Consider the following 16146-nt stretch of genomic DNA (forward strand, 5'->3'; position numbering starts at 1 on the left):
ACCCACGGCCCACTGCACCACCGCGCCCGGCACGTACTGGAAGACTCCGGCACGGTCGACTGGGCCGACAAGCGTGACACCCTCCGAGCCGCCTCGACCGTCGCTGAGCTACACCCGGCGGTGTTCCGCGGTCTGCTGGACGGATACCACGCAACCTACGGCAACCTGCACCCCGCCGAAGCGCTCACGCTGCTGGAATCTCTGCACCTTCCAGCCGACACCGAAAACCTCGCCCAGCTGCGGGCAGTATTACGCAAGGGCGCCAGAAACAACCGCCACGACCCCGCTCTATGGGACGCGTAGCACCACCCGCATGTCCCCGGCTCGCCGAAACATAATCGGATGCCCGCCTCTCGGCACGACAGGACGTCGGTCCGCTGGCGCCGGCCACGAGCCGTGACGGCAGGTTGGCCCGGGCGCGGACCGCGGTAGTTGAGTAGTTGTCCTACCGAATTCAGTCGGCCGAGTCTTCCATCTCTCGTAATGCACTGAAGACCGCCCATCCGACCGCCTGCACGTTCTCGCTGTAGAAGCCATATCTGTGATGGAAAGCCTCTTCCGACGAGCGACTGAGGAAGGCGAACGACAGGGCTCCAAATAATGCTCGAAGGCCAGCATCGCCTAGCGTCACACAAATGCTTTCCCGTGAGCCGAAGTCCACCTCTCGATCCCTCAATTCGAGGATTTCTGGTGGGGCCCCGCCGGCCACAACGGCAACCACCTTCGAGGAATGATTGCCACCGTAAAGATCTACAATTACCCGCCTGACCAGCTCAAACTGAGCCGGAGTGAACTTGAGGACACACCCGTCCCTCGACTCACTAAGGCCAACTCTTCCGTACATCTGACCTTACCCCTTATGAATTGGTGGTTCTCTTGGAGCTTCCGGCGACTAATGATGCGCGTGGCGCATAGTAGGCGTTTCGGCAAGATATGATCACGTCGCCCCCTGCGAACAACAGATCAAAGCCCCGGGACTGCACTACGAGAACGCGACGTCCCCGGCATCATCTATTCGCGTGGGACGGAATGACGGCGAACCCATCCGGGGCCGCGATCAGGAAGCATGATCGGATGGTGAGCCGGGTCAGCACGGATTACGCGTCGATGCCGAGCCGGTTGAGTACTGCGAAGAACTGGTCCTCGACGAAGACTTCGGTTGCGGTCAGAGCCGCTTCTACCTCGGCGACCGGTGCCGGGCTCAGGCCGGCCTCGAGCGCCCACGCCACCGCAGCTGTCGCGGCGGCGGTGCCGCTCAGGGTCTCGGCGAGCATGCGCTCCTTGATCGCTGTCGCCTCAGCTTCGTACTCCGGATCCACCCAACCGTCGCCCAGATAGTTGCCGTCCTCGTCGAACGGCGACGGCCCCGGCGCGGTATATCCGACCGCACTATCAATGTTCAACCAGGTGTCCCAGAACGGGGTCCCTACACCGACCGCGTCCACGTATGCGGCAGAACTGTCGAGGATGTCGGCTGCCAGCACCGGAGCTCCGGTCGCATCACGCAGGTCGGTAAGGAAGGTGTCCGGCAGATCGCTGGCCGAGGCCCAGATTCGAGTGAGCTGCCATCCGCCGGACAGCTGACTGCACTCCGGGTCACTGTCTTGCAGCTCCGATACCTCGGGCAGCAACTCCGTTACCTGTGCGTGACCGCGATGGACAACGTAACTTCCCCAGGCCCCCATGGGATGTGATCATGACTGATCCAAGCGGTTCGTGTCAGCCCGGCTTTTCCCGGCGCCGGACGGGCACCGCTCTCGCCGCTGGGGGCGGCGGCGGAAACCTACCTACGCCGATAATCCGATCAGCGGCTACTTGAGCGTGCGCCTGGCCACCGACAGCGTCGTGACCGTCGTAGAGCACGACTCGCGGCTACAGAAGAGGCTGTTCATCGGCCGCGTTGCGGGTCATGGCATCCGCCAGAGGCGCCTACCCTGACAGGGTGCCGGGTGGCGGTACAACTTTCGTGAGGTTCTCCCCGAGCGATGACGGCCGCCCGGCACCTCGATCGCTCTTACGGCACCCGGCACGCTTTATCAGCGGCAGATGAGCGCACGCGATCTTGGATCCCGCAGGGGCCATGACTAGCATTTCGAAGCATCCGAGCGTCTACCAGCACTTGGCAACCACCCATCCGGATCGTGATGCATCCACGGGGAGCCTTGCAACGACAAGAAGCGCCCGCTACAACGTCTCCGGAGTGGGCGCTTCTTGTCGTTGCAAGGCGAGGCGATCAATCGTTCTCAACAGTGAATCGCGTGTTGCGGGACTCGGCGACCGGCGTCTCGCTTGAAGTGATGTGCCAGTCCGGCGTGGCCCCCGCAACGTGTATCGCTGTTCGGCAGATGTCGAGTGTACTTTGCACATCAACACCTTAAATTTTGTTTGTAGCGGAGGCTTTACCTTTTGTTAGCCTGGGCCACTATTGAGAATAGGAGCGAGTGCTTCGTGCACGTGCCCTTCCACCCGCACGTCGAAGGGCGAGTATCCGCCCTCCACCGTGACATGGAATCCTGCGGACGATAGTACGTGAATAGCGACGTCGCACATCTGTTGCGTGGTGATGTCATAAAGCTGCCGGGCTGGGTCCTCCAGGTCATTCCGGTTATATGCATCCACGGCGGCGTTCTTTAGCTTTTCTTCTGTCTGCCAGGTTACGAGCACACCACTATAATCGCCTCCCTCGATCACATTAACCTCAAAACCGGGACGATCCTCGAGGAGTGAAACGAAATGCGCCGGAAAGCCAGCGATATTCAGTGTCAATTGAACACTGTCGGCCAAATGGCGATAGGGGGAGTCAGATGTTTTCAAGAAGAAATTCCCGTCGAGTAGATTGCGTTTCGGATGGCCACCTTGAGGTTTTCTCTTGTGTATCTGTTACTAAATTTAGCCGCTCGTCTGGCACTCCTTCACCGCGGCCCGGGCGGCTGCTAAGGTCCTCAGCCGTGGTTATGCCCGAGCGCGCCAGCGATCTAATAGTCAAGTACTCACCGCAGCACGTCGGGGCACGTCATCTCATCAGCTGTCCCGCCTCCTCACGACCCACGGGCGCACGGTCTGCCGCAAGACCTCGCAAGGGTCAGAAGAGAAGAGTGCTGACCCGCCGGCCGCTACCGGAGCCATCCTGCATCTGTTCGGTCTCTGCAGGCTGACAAGACCTATTAGAAGAGTGAAACCGCGAGTCAGTCGTCCATCTGAAGTCTGCGTGCTGCGGCTATCCGATGGGATGGCAGATCTTGCTTACCCAGGGCGTGTTCGATCAGAGCGTTGCGGTAGCCCCCGTGTGGGAGCTTCACCGCGAGTTCGAGCAAAAGGTCCAAGTCGGCGATGGAGCCGGTGGCGCGTACCCGGTAGGCGGCGCCAGCGGCTCTAAGTGTGACGTCGTGCGGCTCATGCGCCAGCCCCTGGCTTACCAGGTCAGCGGCTGCGGGGAAGTCGCCGTCCTCCGCGGCCAGATCCGCCAGATCGAGATAGAGCGACCAATTGGAGGGTTCGAGTTGCAACGCCCGGCGGAACGCTGCGGCGGTCTCCTGCCGGTTACCGAGCCGGCGCCAGGTCCCGGCGCGGACGACCTCGGTGAGCATGACTCGTTCCACCGAATCCGCACGCTCACACAGGGCCAGCGATTCGTCCGTACACCCGCAGAAACGCAACAGAATCGCCATGCGCGCCATGTCCGCAGCCGCCGACTTACGCGCGCACACCACCTCGATGGCCCGAAACCACGGCCGCAGATTCTCGCGCACCTGGTCGTTGTCCAGGTCAGTGCCGTAATCGGTGATGTTCAACGAGGCGTCGGCAAGGCCGGCAGCCGTCAGCGCGCTGACGAATCGCTCGTCGCTGAACCACGGTGCAAATGCCCAGGCGGTATGCGGCCGATAACCGATGACCAAACCCAAGAACCCGGCGGCCTGGTCCATCTCGCCGTTCAGGAAACGGAGGTAGGACGCAGCCACGAACTGCCACAGCTCGGTCGGCGCCGCGACGGCGGCCGCGATCTCACTCGCCGAGGCGCCGCCCAGATCGGCGAGCAGCTTGTACGGCTCCGGATCGGCCGGATCATCGGCGATCGCGCCGGCTGCATACGCCGCAGCCTCGGCGGGCGACCCGCCGCAATGCGCCATGACTCGCGCGAGGGCGAGCGACCCAGACCTCGACATGGTCAGGGACGGTACCCCACACACATCCAGGTCAGCATCCCCAGAGGCGAGGCCGGTTAGCGGCAACAAAGATCCGGTGGCACGCACTCGTGGCGGCAGATCAGTGCGTTGCTCGGGATACCTTCATAATCTGGGGATGGCCGAATATTCGTGGCCGCCGGATAGTGACCGCCGCGGCGAGCGTGCGGCCGATCGGTGGGAGGAAACGGTCGCGGCGTTACCGGACGGTGTTGCCGTGACTGGTCAGGTCATCGGCCGACAGCCCTTCGGCGTGTTTGTAGAGATCGATGGCGTGTCCGATGTGATGGGCTTGGCGGAAGTCACGACGATGCCGCCAGGCGCGGTGCTCCCTGCGGTCGGGACCATAGTTCAAGGTGCGGTCATCGACCACACGGCTCACAACCACCAGGTCAGGCTGCTTCTGCTGGGCCTCTAGCGCGATGCTCTCGCGCTCAGCGGTCACCTCTCGTTCTGGGCACAGTGCGCGCTACCTGCGGCAGGCGACGACAATCGCTACGTAACGACCAGTCGAGGCTGACACGTTGCGCGGCCGGCGCCGCGATGTGATCATCAGACCATGATGATCAACCGAAAGGGTCATGCCGCGTAAGCGGCCTGGCGCGATCCGCGCCACACAACAAGCCATCGGTCGTACCGTCCGCCAGTGGACCTGCGAAGGCGGTGGCCCTATCGACCACCTGTCGCTTGCTACAACCGCCGCCGTCCGCGCGGTCGAACATGGTGGCTCCTTCGGTTGGTACGTAGAAGGCGGGGAGTGCTACGACCCCGACCCGTTCAATGAACACATTCGGCCCGGACGTACTGCTCATTTCCTCGTCGAATATCGAAAATTCCTGCGCCAACCCGGACGGAAGCTTCGCCTTGAAGCCTCACTCTGTCCCTCCTGTCCCGGCTGCCAGTACGACGACCTGGCGCTCATGCGAGACGCGCTGGAGGCCGTGACCCGCCTTCTGCCGCTATCGGCACGCGCTGAGATGCGCCGCCTGCTGAGCTGCCTCGACGGGGATCTTCGACGCCGCACTCTTCCCGACTCCAGCCCCAGAACAAGCTGGAATGGTGAGCCCTTGCCATGGTGGCATCGTCGGATCTACAAGAATTGACTTCCCGTCCGCACATCGGCTGATCAACGCGCCTATCGAGAGGACTCCTTGCCAGGCAGGTAGACTGCAACAGTCTCCTCAACAGGTGCAGCGGAGCGCCCCAGACTTCGAGTCGAACCGGCGGGAAAAAGCGGCGGACACGGCGACAGCCGTACGCGTGGTGCACGATCGGCACCCGGTATATCAGCCCACCGGATCCGTACAGACTCAACCGACGCACGATCTTCGAACGTCCTCTCATCGGCTAGATCCGGTCACCGCCGTCCCCGCCTGCGGTGACTTGAACGAGCGTTGCGCGTGCGCGCCGAGGGGTTCACGGGGTGGGGTCCCGCGAGCCCCTCGGCTTGGCGTTCAGGAGACCTTGGGGGCGGCGCGCATGCCGATGTAGACCGCCGGGATGCCCCCGGCGAGGGTTGCGAAGACGACGGGCATGTAGTCCTCGCTGAATGCCGCGCCGACGCCGGTCCCTGCGAAGACGGTGGCCGAGACCGGGATCAGGTCGATGTCGAGCGGTGGGGAGAAGTCCTTCATCCCGTCGACGAACTCGTACATCAGGTGGGGGTGCCCGTTTTGTAGTGAGGCGGTGATCAGAACGCCTTCACGCTGGTAGGTTCCGACGAACGGTGTGAAGTCGACGTCGACCGGGGATTCGGGCGGCGCGAACGCGGGCGGCATGGTGACGCCGGCGAGTTCGGCCAGCAGTTCCTTGAACAGGGCGGAGGACAGCGGGCGGGCGCCGCCGCCGTTGGTGCACAATGCGATCGCCACGCCGGCGTGTGGGGCAACGCGCAGGTAGGCGTACTGGCCGAGGGACGCGCCGTCGTGGCCGTAGCCGCTGACACCGTTCCAGTTGTACAGCGACCAGCCCAGCCCCCAGCCGTCGGCGGACACGGTCCATTTGTCGGGCGAGTCGACCACGCGGCGTTGCATGAGCGCGACGGTCTCGGGGGTCAGGATGCGGGTGCCGTCGGCGGCCAGCCCGCCGTCGAGGTGCATTCGGGCCAGCCGCACGACGTCGCCTGCGGTGGCCAGGACGCGCCCGTACGGTCCGGCGGAGCGGGGCATCATGTCCCAGGCCGGGGCGGGGGCGGGGTCGGCGCCGGGCTCGTTGAGGTGGCCCATCGCGGTACGGAACGCCAGGGCCTCTTCGGGCAGCGTCATGGTGTGGGTGGCGCCGAGCGGCGTCAGCAGCAGGTCTTTGAGGGCTTGGTCCCAGGTCAGGCCGGTGACGACCTCGATGACACGGCCCAGGACGTTGTAGCCGACGCTGGAGTAGGAGGTGCCGGTGCCGGGCGGGCAGTCCAGTGCGACGCCCCGGGCGGCGTCGACGTACTTGGCCAGGCAGTCGTCGCCGCGCCCGGTGTCGGCGGTGAAGTCGCAGGTCAGGCCGCTGGTGTGGGAGAGCATCCGGCGGATGGTGATCTGCCCGGCCGCCGCCGGGTCAGCGACGGCGAACTCCGGCAGCACGGCGTTGACGGGGGCGTCCAGGTCCAGCCTGCCGTCCTCGACCAGCTTCATGACCAGGGCTGCGGTGTAGAGCTTGGCGACGGATCCGAGCTGGAAGACCGAGTCGGGGGTGGCCTCGACGCCGGTCCCCAGGTGCAGCAGACCGCTGGCCAGTTCGTGCAGCCGCCCGTCGGCCCAGATCGCCAGCGTCGCGCCGGGGACCTTGTGCGTCGCGCGCAGCTCGTCCAGCCGGGCCTGCCAGCGATCGCGGTCGAAGTCACGTCCGGCGGAGCTTCGGACGCCCCACGGGCCCCCGGCTTCCCAGTTGCCGGTGGCGTCCCAGGTGAGGGTGTCGGTCATGGTGATGTCTCCTTGAGTTGTCAGTGGGTGGCGCCGACGAGCGGCGTGCCGGTTTCGGCGGCGGCGGTCGGGGTGGGCGGGGCCGGCCTGCGGCCCCGCATCAGCAGCAGCGCGAGAACGGCGGCGGCCAGTACTCCGGCGGCGGCGCCGGCGAAGGCGGTGGACATGGCGGCGCCGTAGGCATGGCGGGCGGTGTCGGCCAGCGACGGGTCGGCGACGGCGATGGCAATGGAGTGCCTGGCGGCCTCCGCCGCGTCGGCGGGCATGGCCGCGGCGTAGCTGCCGGTGGCCAGGCTGCCCAGGGCGGCGACGCCGAGCGCGGCACCGGCCTGCTGGATGGTGTCGTTCAGCGCCGATCCGACACCGGCTTGCTCGGTGGGGATGGTGCCCATGAGCGCGGCGACCGCGCTGGGCATGGCGAGTCCGCCCCCGGCGCCGAGGACGAACTGAGCTACGACGAGCGTCGCCAGGCCCTCGGAGGAGACGGTCAGCAGGCCGAACCCGGTGGCCATCACGACCATGCCGAGCACCGCGACGGCACGGTTGCCGAATCTGACGCCGAGACCGGCGCCGACCCCGTTGAAGATCAGTGAGGCGATCGCCATCGGGATGAAGGCGAGCCCGGCCTGGGTGGGGGTGTAGCCGAGCCCGAACTGGAGGTACTGGGTCAGCACCAGCAGCAGGCCGCCGTTGCCGATCTGGACCAGGGTGAGCGACAGGCTGCCCCCGGCGAAGTCGCGGTCGCGGAAGAGGGTGAGCGGCACCATCGGAAAGGGCGTACGCAGTTCCCAGATCACGAACGCGGTGAGGGCGGCGACGGTGAGAGCCAGGGCGGGCCAGGAGACACCGTGCGCGAGCTCGTTGACCGTCCACACCAGCGCGGACATGCCGACCATCGACAGCACCGCGCCGACCGGGTCGGGCCTGGTGGCCGGGCCCTTGGACTCGGGCATCAGCGCCAGCGCGGCGACGACGGCCAGCGCGGCGATCGGCACGTTGATTCCGAAGATTGACTCCCAGCCGTGGGAGGCGATCAGGACGCCGCCCAGGACCGGGCCGCCGACCATGCCGAGCATGGCGACCGCGCCCCAGGCTGCCATGGCCTTGCGCCGCTCGTTCGCGTCGGTGAACACGGTGATGAGGATCGACAGGGTGCTCGGCATCACCAGCGCGCCGCCCACGCCCATCACCACCCGTACCGCGACCAGCGGCTCCGGGCCGGTGACCAGGGTCGCCGCGAGGGAGGCCGCGCCGAACAGCACCAGTCCGACGAGCATCACGCGGCGTCTGCCGTACCGGTCCGACAACGAGCCGGCGGTCAGCAGCAAGCCGGCGAAGACCAGCATGTAGGACTCCAGGATCCACTGGATGTCCTGCGGGCTCGCGCTCAGGTCGGCGGCGAGCGACGGCACCGCGACGGTGAGCGCCATGTTGTCGACGACCAGTACCAGCGTGCTGAGGCACAGCACAATGAGGATCAGCCAACGACGCGGATGGCCGGACTGCGGCGGGCTCATTACGGGTAACTCCTTGCCTACTGTGTGTAGTGGATGATGGGTGCGGCGATGCGGGTGACGGTCGTCGGGGATGAGGGGTCAGGCGCCTGCGGGCGCGACCCACTCCACGAGTTCGATCTCCAGGCCGTTGGGGTCGACGAGCCGCAGCGACCACTCGCCCCACGGCGACCGCTGCAGCGGTGCGGCCATGGCCGCGCCCTCCCGGCGCAGCCGGGCGTGCTCGGCGATGATGCCGGTGACGGTGAAGGTCACGACCGTCGACAGGTGCGGTGGCTCGGCGGGCTGGCGCTGGCGCAGCATGATGTCGGCGGCCCCGTCGTCACGGGTGAGCCAGACGAGTTCGTCGGTCACCACTTCCTCACGGAAACCGAGGTGGGCGGTGAGGAACCGCCGTGAGGCGGCCGGGTCCGCCACCGGCACCGCCACGCTGGTGGAGACGACGTTCATGTCGTTCGTTCTCCTTTGGGATCATTGCGGGTAAGGGAGTCGGCGATGTCGCCAAGCGTGCCTTTGCGGCCGGTGCCGAACAATGAGGTATGCCGCAACGATCTGTTTACTGACGATTGATGGTGGGTGGGCGTTGGAACTGCGCGAGATCGAGATCTTCCTGACCCTGGCGGAGGAACTGCACTTCGGCCGCACCGCCGACCGGCTCCACCTGTCGGTCGCGCGGGTCAGCCAGGCGATCAAGAAGCAGGAGCGCGCCGTCGGCGCCGCGCTGTTCGAGCGCACCAGCCGGTCGGTGCGGCTGACGCCGGTCGGAGACCAGCTCAGAGACGACCTCGCACCGCACTACCGGGGGCTGAAGAAGAGCATGGACCGCGCCGCGCTCGCCGCCCGGGCGAAGACTGAACTCCTGCGGATCGGCATGATCGGCGGCGGCAACGCCCGCGACCTCAAGCCTCTCCTAGAGGCGTTCGCCGATCAGAACCCTGGCGCCGAGCTCCAGATCCGCAGCGGGACCTTCGGTGACCCGTTTGGGCCGCTGCGCAACGGCGACGTCGATGTCGCGGTCCTCTGGCTGCCCGTCAAGGAGCCCGACCTGACAGTCGGACCGGTAGTCTTCACCGAGCCCATCGTCCTGATGGTCCCCAGCGAGCACCCCCTCGCGGGCAGGGCGCAGGTCTCCTACGAGGACCTTGCCGACCAGGTTGTCGTCGACACCCCGATGCCCAAGTACTGGGGCGAGGCACTCATCCCCACCCACACGCCCAGCGGCAGGCCGATCAGGACGGGCCCCAAGGCCAGCGAGATCCTCGAAGTGGTCGCGGCGGTCGCCTCGGGCCAGATGGTGACGCCCGTGCACGCCCAAACCGCGCGCTACTTCGCCAGGCCCGACATCGTGTACGTGCCCATCGAAGACGCGCCGCTGGCCCGCTGGGCGCTCATCTGGCGCAACGACGCCGAACCCCGGGCGGTCCGCGCCCTCGCACATGTGGTCGCCCGCCACGGCCCCCTCACCCTGTAGAGGCGCAGGCAACACGAACACTGGATCACGCCAGCGTATGACTCGTCTGGGGCAACCTCCCAGAGAGACAGTTCTCGGGTGCGAGAGGTTGAATGGTCAGCTTGACTGGCCGACGGCCGGCCGGCGCGCATACCTCGACCACCTCGAAGGCGAGGGCCGCGACATCATCATCGACCGGCTTGGTTAGCGACGGGCGTTCCCGCATCGCTGCAGCTTCGGAGCATCGCCGTAGACATCCGCACATCGGCTATGAGCGCGTACCCGAACGTGGTGCCCTGGTCTCGCCTGGCGCTACCCGGCGTCACGCAGGCGGAAGTGTCGGACTCCACGGACCGGATTGTTCGAGGCCATCGAGCCCTGTTCGCTGGCCCCACCGACACTCGAAAGCGGCACGAGAGTGTGCCGCCCGAGCGACCGTCAAAGATTTATTCGCTGCTCAATCGCGACGGGATCGCTGGCTTCGTTGTTACGAAGCACGGCATGAGCAGGTCGCGCGGAAAAGGCGCGTGGGTCCGCCTCCATCGCGGAGAAGAGCCTGCTCTCATTGGGACCATACGCGCGCAGAGCACCACCTCGCTCTCGCCGAACTCATTGCCGTCAAGCTCCCCACGCCCGCGGACTCGATAGCGGTGTTCAAGCGCTTCTCAAAGTACGCGCACCAGCCTACTGCACCTGGAGCTCTCCGGAGGTGCTGCCAGACAGGGTGTAGGTCCCTATGACCGCGTACTCCGGCGCATCCATGGAACTCTCAGCAGCGTAGGCAATGGTCGGAGAGCCACGCGGCCGGCAAGGGCGGACGTAGGCCCTTTCGACGTGCAGCCCGGTACAGGATCGCGGGGCGGTCGCTGTGTGTACTGAAAAAGATCTCACTGGCTGCAACCCGAAGCTCCATGAAATGTGCCCGTTGACCATCGCAGCCGCGCTTTTGGAACAATGACCGTGATGGTAGATCGTTTGGTGCATCCGGCTGCTTCGACGGTAGGTGAGGGCAACGCCCTTCTGCGCGCGGCGGCAGCCGCTGGGCACGGAACACGTGTTAGGGAACTCCTCGACAACGGCTGGTCCGAATCGGCCCGCGAAGACGTAGAGCTGATGTTGTGGGCCGCGGACTACGGGGCGTACCAGGTCATCCACAACCGGCTCGACGAGCACACGACGAAGCCTATGTTGCGGATCGCCCGCGCCTGGGTCGGCGTCGACCCCATAGCTGAGCTTCGTCGCCGGCTCGGCGATGCCACCGCCGTGGTGCAACGCCAGCGCGTTCCGGTCGACGAGTACGACCATACGGAGTGCATCCGGGTGACTGCGGCTGACGGCCGATGGGCCGAGGTGCAGACGGCTCACCTGGCAATCGTGACTTACATCGAGGAGCGCCTCGGTATCGGCGCTTCGCGTGACGAACTGATGGCGCGTGCCTTGATGGATCGGGATCCTGATTCGGTCAACTGGAGTGAGTCCTGGCACTCTGTGACCAGCAAGCCGGATGTGGAAGGGACTCTGCATTGGGCCGGAACTGTTCTCACGGACGCGGACCCGGACGCTCGCCGGTTCGCCGCCGACGTGGTGCACCTACTTGCGATTAATCAAGAGGACCCGTGGCCGGAGGACATACTTTCCGTCCTGCACACCCGCTTGTCCGTCGAGCCTGATCCCGGCGTCCTCATCCATCTCATCATCGCGTTCTCGAACTACCACCTGGGGCTGCCGCCCGAAATCCTGGTGCATGCCGAGCACCCCGATCCCCAGGTGCGGAGCCAGGTGGCACACGAACACTACGCCTCGTTGTCGGGCACCCGAGCGGTGCCAGAAGCCGTGGAGTCCCTCGCCAAACTGGCCCAAGACCCTGACGGGCGGGTACGCGCGACGGCCTTGACCACCTTTCGCGACCATGCTTTCGACCATCCGGTCACCAAGCGCCTCATCGCCGCCGGCCGCGACGACTCCGATCCGCGCGTACGCGTCGAAGCATTGGCAGGACTCGCCCGAGGCGGAGACACCGCAGCATATGCCGAATTGCGGCAATTGGGCGATGAAGCCGGAGAGGGCAGCTATCTCGCCATGATGGCCGACAATGCCAAAGGGTGGCTGAACAAGCTCGCAGCCGCACAGGCCCCACCTCCGCCTGCCCAGCGTGAATGAACAGAGCGAACGCCCTCATCTCGGCAGATGAGCACGTTTCCTGACTCCGCTGAAAATCTGCTGGCGATGCAGCATGCCGCTCGCGGATGATCGTCGCGTGAACGAGCGGACGGTGACACTCTGGCGTCCGACCGGGCCGGCCGAGCTGGCCCTGGTCGAAGCGTCAGGCTGGCGTGCCTGGCCGCCGCGCCTGCCGGATCAGCCGATCTTCTACCCGGTGCTGAACGAGGAATACGCCACCATGATCGCCCGGGACTGGAACGTGTCGGCGTCCGGCGTCGGGTACGTGACCCGTTTCCGGGTACGGCGTTCCTTTCTCGACCGGTACGAGGTCCACCAGGTCGGCGGCCGGACCATCCTGGAGTACTGGATTCCCGCCGACGACCTCGAAGCGTTCAACACGAACATCGTCGGCCCCATCGAGGTAACCGCCGAGTACCGGTGAGCTGCGAGCGCGCTCGGCGGCATGTCCGTGCGGCGGCGAGCGGCGAGGCTATGCGGCAGTTGCGCGGGTTCACGAGGTGCCGGGGGATGCCCTCGTCACGTGGGCGTGCCCGTTCTGTTCAGGTGTCGTGGGTCAGTGCGTATCGGTCCAACGCGGCGGTCCACATTCGCGCGACCATCCGGTCTGGGACAAGGTGCAGCAGAGTCAGCATGAGCTTCTGCCGTCGGAGCTCGGTGTTGACCAATTCGGCGTGTAACCGGCTGCCTCCGCCGTCGCGCGGGACGATCCGGGCGAAGCCGTGGCCGCCTCCCCCGTAACTGCTCTCGACGACGGTCCAGCGAACCACGGACGGGTCGGACCAGTCGTAGCGGGCGACAACCCAGAACGGTGACCGGGGGGGGTGCTTTCCCTGGCGACGGCCCAGTCGGGCCCATGCTCTCGCAACTCGTACGTCGTCGGGTCGAGGGTTCGGTTTCAGATGTGCAGCCGCTTCTGACTGAAGTCCGTCAGGGCTCGGTGCACCTGCTCGGGTGAGGCCCGGGTCTCGATGTCGAAGTGCATGATCCTCACGCCCGGAGCCGTGTCAGACCGAGGCCGCGATCAACGGCGACGAGGTGGATCTGGTGGACCACCACGGTGTCGGTGTTGGTGTTGGTGTCGGGCAGGGATGGCTGTCTGCCTAAGGCGTGCGCAACCCGGATCGTGTGCATGTTGGCCGCTCCCCCTGCTGGAGGGTGGTGGGGTCGTTCAGTGGGTGTTGTCGGCACTGTGCCGCGGATGTCCGGCGGCGGGCCGGGGTCAGGCGACGACGACCCGACGTAGGTCGTCTGCCCCGGGGCCGTGCAGGTTCCCGATCCGCACAGGGCGACCGGTGAGCAGGAGGAACAGGTCGGTCATCGTGCCGGTCACCTGCGCCCCGTCGCCGGTGGACCACGCGTGGTCGGTGGCGGTGAGCCGGAACGTCGCCAGAGGCAGTGGTCGGAAGACTTTCGCGTTCCCGCGGCCGTGGTAGGAGACCACCCGGTCGGCCGCTTCGGCTACCTCGGTGGCGGGGACGCGGATGTCACGGCCAAGGGGGATGGCCATGTCGAAGGTGTGGCCGACGGCGTCGATGAGCGACTCGCGGCAGGTCAGGCCCGGGAACGCGCGGTGCCGTCCCACCAGCAGGTTGAGCCTGTGCACGAGTTGCTCGGGGTCGTGGCGTCGGGCGAGGTCGATCGAGCCTTCCCGGATGAGGTGATTGGTCCCGCCCGGATGCCGGATGGCGAGCAACGTCAACTGCCGCAGGGTCAACAGCGGCATCGTCAGATGCGCTGCGACGTCCCTGACCGTCCACCCCTCGCACAGCGACGGGGTAGCCCATTCGCCCGGCGCCAGGCCCGTCAAGAGATCCACGATGGCGCGGCGTCGCCGGTCGACGGCCGACCACACTTCGGTGTCGTCCATGGCGCCTGATCCTTTCACCCGACCGGATCTAGTACCATGATGGTACTAAAATCTGGTCCTGATCGGGACTGCCTGAAAGGCCTGTGGTGGAACGTGAGATCTCGTCCGGCTGGCTGATGTTCATCGGCTTCCGAGCGGCCGAGGACCGCATCATCGCCGCGCTCGCCGAGGCCGGCTACGCCGACATCACCCGGCCGCAGGCCCGGCTGCTCGCCGGCATCGATGTGGGCGGCACCAGGCTGGTCGTCCTTGCCGACCGCGCCCGGATCCCAAAGCAGACCGCCCTCGCGCTGGTCAACGGCCTTGAGGTGGCCGGCTACGTGGAGCGGGTGCCGGATCCCTCCGACGGGCGGGCACGACTGATCCGGCTGACAGCACGCGGGCGAGGCGGGTTGCCCGTCGCCATCGCCGAGGAAACCCGGATAGAGGCTGACTGGCAGGCCATCCTCGGCACCCGACGGATACGGGCGCTCCGCAGGGCGCTGTGGGAACTGGCCTTGAGCGTCGACCCGCACCTACACCCGCCCGAAGCCCCGCAGCGAGAAGAACTTGAGGGCGGACACAACAGTTGACAACGGTAGGCAAGGAAGACGGCACGCAACGCCGGGCCCCTGCCTCACTCATCCGCAGCTTTCGTGATCCTTAATCCGCTCATCGGCCGCGCGTCCGTCGAGCCAGTGTCGGACGTACGCAGCGTGACAGTCGAACCGGGTGCCCGAGCGCGCTCGGCGGCAGTTGAGTAGTTTCTGGACTCGGCAGTACAAACTGCGGAGTTACCTGTGGCAGGAAACCGAAAGTGCTGCGAAGTCTCCTTTCCTCAGCGCAACGCAGCGCTAGCCGGCTCGAATAGCAGGAAGCTGCCGTGGACGCGACTGGCGTCGCCATAGAGTCAGCCCGTGTTCCGCGAATGGTCGCCGAAGCTCGTGGGTGCTTCAGGTGTTCTGACGTTCGTGAGCAGCTTTCTCCCGTGGTGGATCGTGCAGGTCGACACCCAGACGTTCACCGGATCGGCGTGGCAGACGTCCTCGCGATGGGTTACCTCCGTGTTGCTGACCGTGGCAACGGCGACTATCTGGTTAGCGGTGCGAGTGGTGCGGGGCCGGGTGCCTATGGCGGTGCGACTCACCGCCCTCGCCGTGGTGGCGGTTTCGATGTTCCTGACATTCGAGCAGCGTGACGATGCCGAACCGTGGCCACCGGTTGAGGCCAGGGTGACCATGGTTCCCGAAGCCGGCCTTAGCGCCGAGGTCGAGTTGTCCCATGCAGAGTTCGCGAAAGCGGTGATGCCACGCAACCAGCTAAGGCGATACACCCAGCCTGGGCGGGTATCAAGCACCGGGTACGGGTACTGGACCGGGCTCGTGGGCATGGCCCTGACCGGACTTACCATGCTTACTGCGGGCAGAGGCGACCGACGCTCATAACGCCTGACAGCGGCAGATCCGGACGTCGGGAAGGCCCGACATGGCCGATGAGGCGGGCAAGCAAGAATCCGGCGCTCCCCCACCGGGCTTCCACACCATCCACTTCTCTTGCACAGCCTCCGCCAGGTCCACCTCGTGGTTCCGGGCGAGCAGCAGCACATGACACAGCACATCGGCAAGCTCTCCGCGGAACCGCTGCTCGATCTCCTCAGCTGACTGGCCCTTCGTTCTGGCCTGCCCGGCCTTCATCAGGAACGCCTGGGTCAACTGAGTTCCCCCCGTTTCGACGGAGCGGTGGTTACCTGCTTCCGGCGGGGGCAGGGGTGAGGTTATCTGGCTCGGTCTGGGCGTGCCAGGCGGTCTCGTATTCGTCGGGGCTGAGGTAGCCGAGTTCCTTCTGGATGCGGCGGGTGTTGTACCAGCCGTCGATGTATCCGAAGATTGCGTTCTCGGCTTCGTCTCGGGTTCGCCAGCTCGTGCGGTAGACCAGTTCGATCTTCAGCGTCGACCAGAAGTTCTCCATCAGCGCGTTGTCGAACGAGTCGCCGACCGAGCCCATGGACGGTCGGATTCCGTTGTCCTGCAGCCGTTGTGAGAAGCGGAAACTCGTATAGTTC

19 protein-coding genes are annotated in these 16146 nt (G+C 65.9%); 8 read left to right on the plus strand and 11 right to left on the minus strand.

Annotated features, from left to right (window positions below; translation table 11 throughout):
* On the plus strand, positions 1 to 303 hold a 303-nt coding region (locus tag QLQ12_RS45930; protein ID WP_282767397.1), incomplete at its 5' end, for a hypothetical protein.
* Between the two features lie 794 nt (positions 304 to 1097).
* On the opposite strand, the gene QLQ12_RS45935 is transcribed toward QLQ12_RS45930, so the two are convergent.
* The 3 genes from QLQ12_RS45935 to QLQ12_RS45945 form a co-directional block, all read right to left on the minus strand.
* Positions 1098 to 1631 (minus strand): hypothetical protein, encoded by a 534-nt coding sequence (locus QLQ12_RS45935; RefSeq protein ID WP_282767398.1) that lies wholly within the window; start codon positions 1629 to 1631, stop codon positions 1098 to 1100.
* 778 nt (positions 1632 to 2409) lie between these two features.
* Complete coding sequence (locus QLQ12_RS45940) at positions 2410 to 2814, minus strand: hypothetical protein (RefSeq protein ID WP_282767399.1); 405 nt, start codon at positions 2812 to 2814, stop codon at positions 2410 to 2412.
* Positions 2815 to 3185: 371 nt separating this feature from the next.
* Positions 3186 to 4163 carry a tetratricopeptide repeat protein gene (locus QLQ12_RS45945; RefSeq protein WP_282767400.1) on the minus strand — a complete coding sequence of 326 codons (978 nt, stop codon included), beginning with the start codon at positions 4161 to 4163 and terminating at the stop codon, positions 3186 to 3188.
* Between the two features lie 136 nt (positions 4164 to 4299).
* Between QLQ12_RS45945 and QLQ12_RS45950 the strand changes: the two genes are divergently transcribed.
* Together QLQ12_RS45950 and QLQ12_RS45955 are read left to right on the plus strand one after the other, a co-directional pair.
* Positions 4300 to 4599, plus strand: coding sequence for an RNA-binding protein (locus QLQ12_RS45950; RefSeq protein ID WP_282767401.1), 300 nt, complete (start codon positions 4300 to 4302; stop codon positions 4597 to 4599).
* A 163-nt stretch (positions 4600 to 4762) separates the two neighbouring features.
* Positions 4763 to 5284 (plus strand): hypothetical protein, encoded by a 522-nt coding sequence (locus QLQ12_RS45955; RefSeq protein WP_282767402.1) that lies wholly within the window; start codon positions 4763 to 4765, stop codon positions 5282 to 5284.
* A gap of 351 nt (positions 5285 to 5635) precedes the next feature.
* Here the strand turns inward: QLQ12_RS45955 and QLQ12_RS45960 are convergent, their stop codons facing one another.
* The 3 genes from QLQ12_RS45960 to QLQ12_RS45970 form a co-directional block, all read right to left on the minus strand.
* Positions 5636 to 7090: a serine hydrolase domain-containing protein gene (locus tag QLQ12_RS45960; protein ID WP_282767403.1), complete on the minus strand. Its 1455-nt coding sequence runs from the start codon at positions 7088 to 7090 to the stop codon at positions 5636 to 5638.
* Positions 7091 to 7110: 20 nt separating this feature from the next.
* On the minus strand, positions 7111 to 8607 hold the full coding sequence (locus QLQ12_RS45965) for an MFS transporter (protein WP_282767404.1): 1497 nt from the start codon (positions 8605 to 8607) through the stop codon (positions 7111 to 7113).
* A gap of 78 nt (positions 8608 to 8685) precedes the next feature.
* The gene (locus tag QLQ12_RS45970) at positions 8686 to 9054 is read right to left on the minus strand and encodes a VOC family protein (protein ID WP_282767405.1); all 369 of its coding nucleotides are present in this window, start codon (positions 9052 to 9054) and stop codon (positions 8686 to 8688) included.
* A gap of 82 nt (positions 9055 to 9136) precedes the next feature.
* Here QLQ12_RS45970 and QLQ12_RS45975 point away from each other — a divergent pair, with 82 nt between their 5' ends.
* From QLQ12_RS45975 to QLQ12_RS45985, 3 genes are all read left to right on the plus strand, one after another.
* A complete protein-coding gene (locus QLQ12_RS45975; protein ID WP_282767406.1) occupies positions 9137 to 10075 on the plus strand; it encodes a LysR family transcriptional regulator in 939 nt (312 codons plus the stop codon).
* 933 nt (positions 10076 to 11008) lie between these two features.
* The gene (locus QLQ12_RS45980; RefSeq protein WP_282767407.1) at positions 11009 to 12214 is read left to right on the plus strand and encodes a HEAT repeat domain-containing protein; all 1206 of its coding nucleotides are present in this window, start codon (positions 11009 to 11011) and stop codon (positions 12212 to 12214) included.
* A gap of 97 nt (positions 12215 to 12311) precedes the next feature.
* Entirely contained in the window at positions 12312 to 12659 is a 348-nt protein-coding gene (locus QLQ12_RS45985; RefSeq protein ID WP_282767408.1) for an ADP-ribosylation/crystallin J1, read from the plus strand.
* Positions 12660 to 12777: 118 nt separating this feature from the next.
* On the opposite strand, the gene QLQ12_RS45990 is transcribed toward QLQ12_RS45985, so the two are convergent.
* The 3 genes from QLQ12_RS45990 to QLQ12_RS46000 form a co-directional block, all read right to left on the minus strand.
* The gene (locus tag QLQ12_RS45990) at positions 12778 to 13005 is read right to left on the minus strand and encodes a hypothetical protein (RefSeq protein WP_282767409.1); all 228 of its coding nucleotides are present in this window, start codon (positions 13003 to 13005) and stop codon (positions 12778 to 12780) included.
* Between the two features lie 220 nt (positions 13006 to 13225).
* Positions 13226 to 13369, minus strand: a complete 144-nt coding sequence (locus QLQ12_RS45995) for a hypothetical protein (RefSeq protein WP_282767410.1) — start codon at positions 13367 to 13369, stop codon at positions 13226 to 13228.
* 88 nt (positions 13370 to 13457) lie between these two features.
* Positions 13458 to 14105, minus strand: coding sequence for a maleylpyruvate isomerase family mycothiol-dependent enzyme (locus QLQ12_RS46000; RefSeq protein WP_282767411.1), 648 nt, complete (start codon positions 14103 to 14105; stop codon positions 13458 to 13460).
* 116 nt (positions 14106 to 14221) lie between these two features.
* Between QLQ12_RS46000 and QLQ12_RS46005 the strand changes: the two genes are divergently transcribed.
* Positions 14222 to 14677 (plus strand): MarR family winged helix-turn-helix transcriptional regulator, encoded by a 456-nt coding sequence (locus QLQ12_RS46005; RefSeq protein ID WP_282767412.1) that lies wholly within the window; start codon positions 14222 to 14224, stop codon positions 14675 to 14677.
* A 324-nt stretch (positions 14678 to 15001) separates the two neighbouring features.
* Positions 15002 to 15529, plus strand: coding sequence for a hypothetical protein (locus QLQ12_RS46010; protein ID WP_282767413.1), 528 nt, complete (start codon positions 15002 to 15004; stop codon positions 15527 to 15529).
* Here QLQ12_RS46010 and QLQ12_RS46015 read toward each other — a convergent pair.
* Together QLQ12_RS46015 and QLQ12_RS46020 are read right to left on the minus strand one after the other, a co-directional pair.
* The gene (locus QLQ12_RS46015) at positions 15524 to 15796 is read right to left on the minus strand and encodes a nucleoside triphosphate pyrophosphohydrolase family protein (protein WP_282767414.1); all 273 of its coding nucleotides are present in this window, start codon (positions 15794 to 15796) and stop codon (positions 15524 to 15526) included. The two genes, QLQ12_RS46010 and QLQ12_RS46015, sit on opposite strands and share 6 nt — an antisense overlap.
* Before the next feature lie 31 nt (positions 15797 to 15827).
* A partial coding sequence (locus QLQ12_RS46020; protein ID WP_282767415.1) for an IS3 family transposase occupies positions 15828 to 16146 on the minus strand: 319 nt, incomplete at its 5' end.

The sequence above is a fragment of the Actinoplanes sandaracinus genome (genome assembly GCF_030009775.1).
Classification (GTDB): domain Bacteria; phylum Actinomycetota; class Actinomycetes; order Mycobacteriales; family Micromonosporaceae; genus Actinoplanes; species Actinoplanes sandaracinus.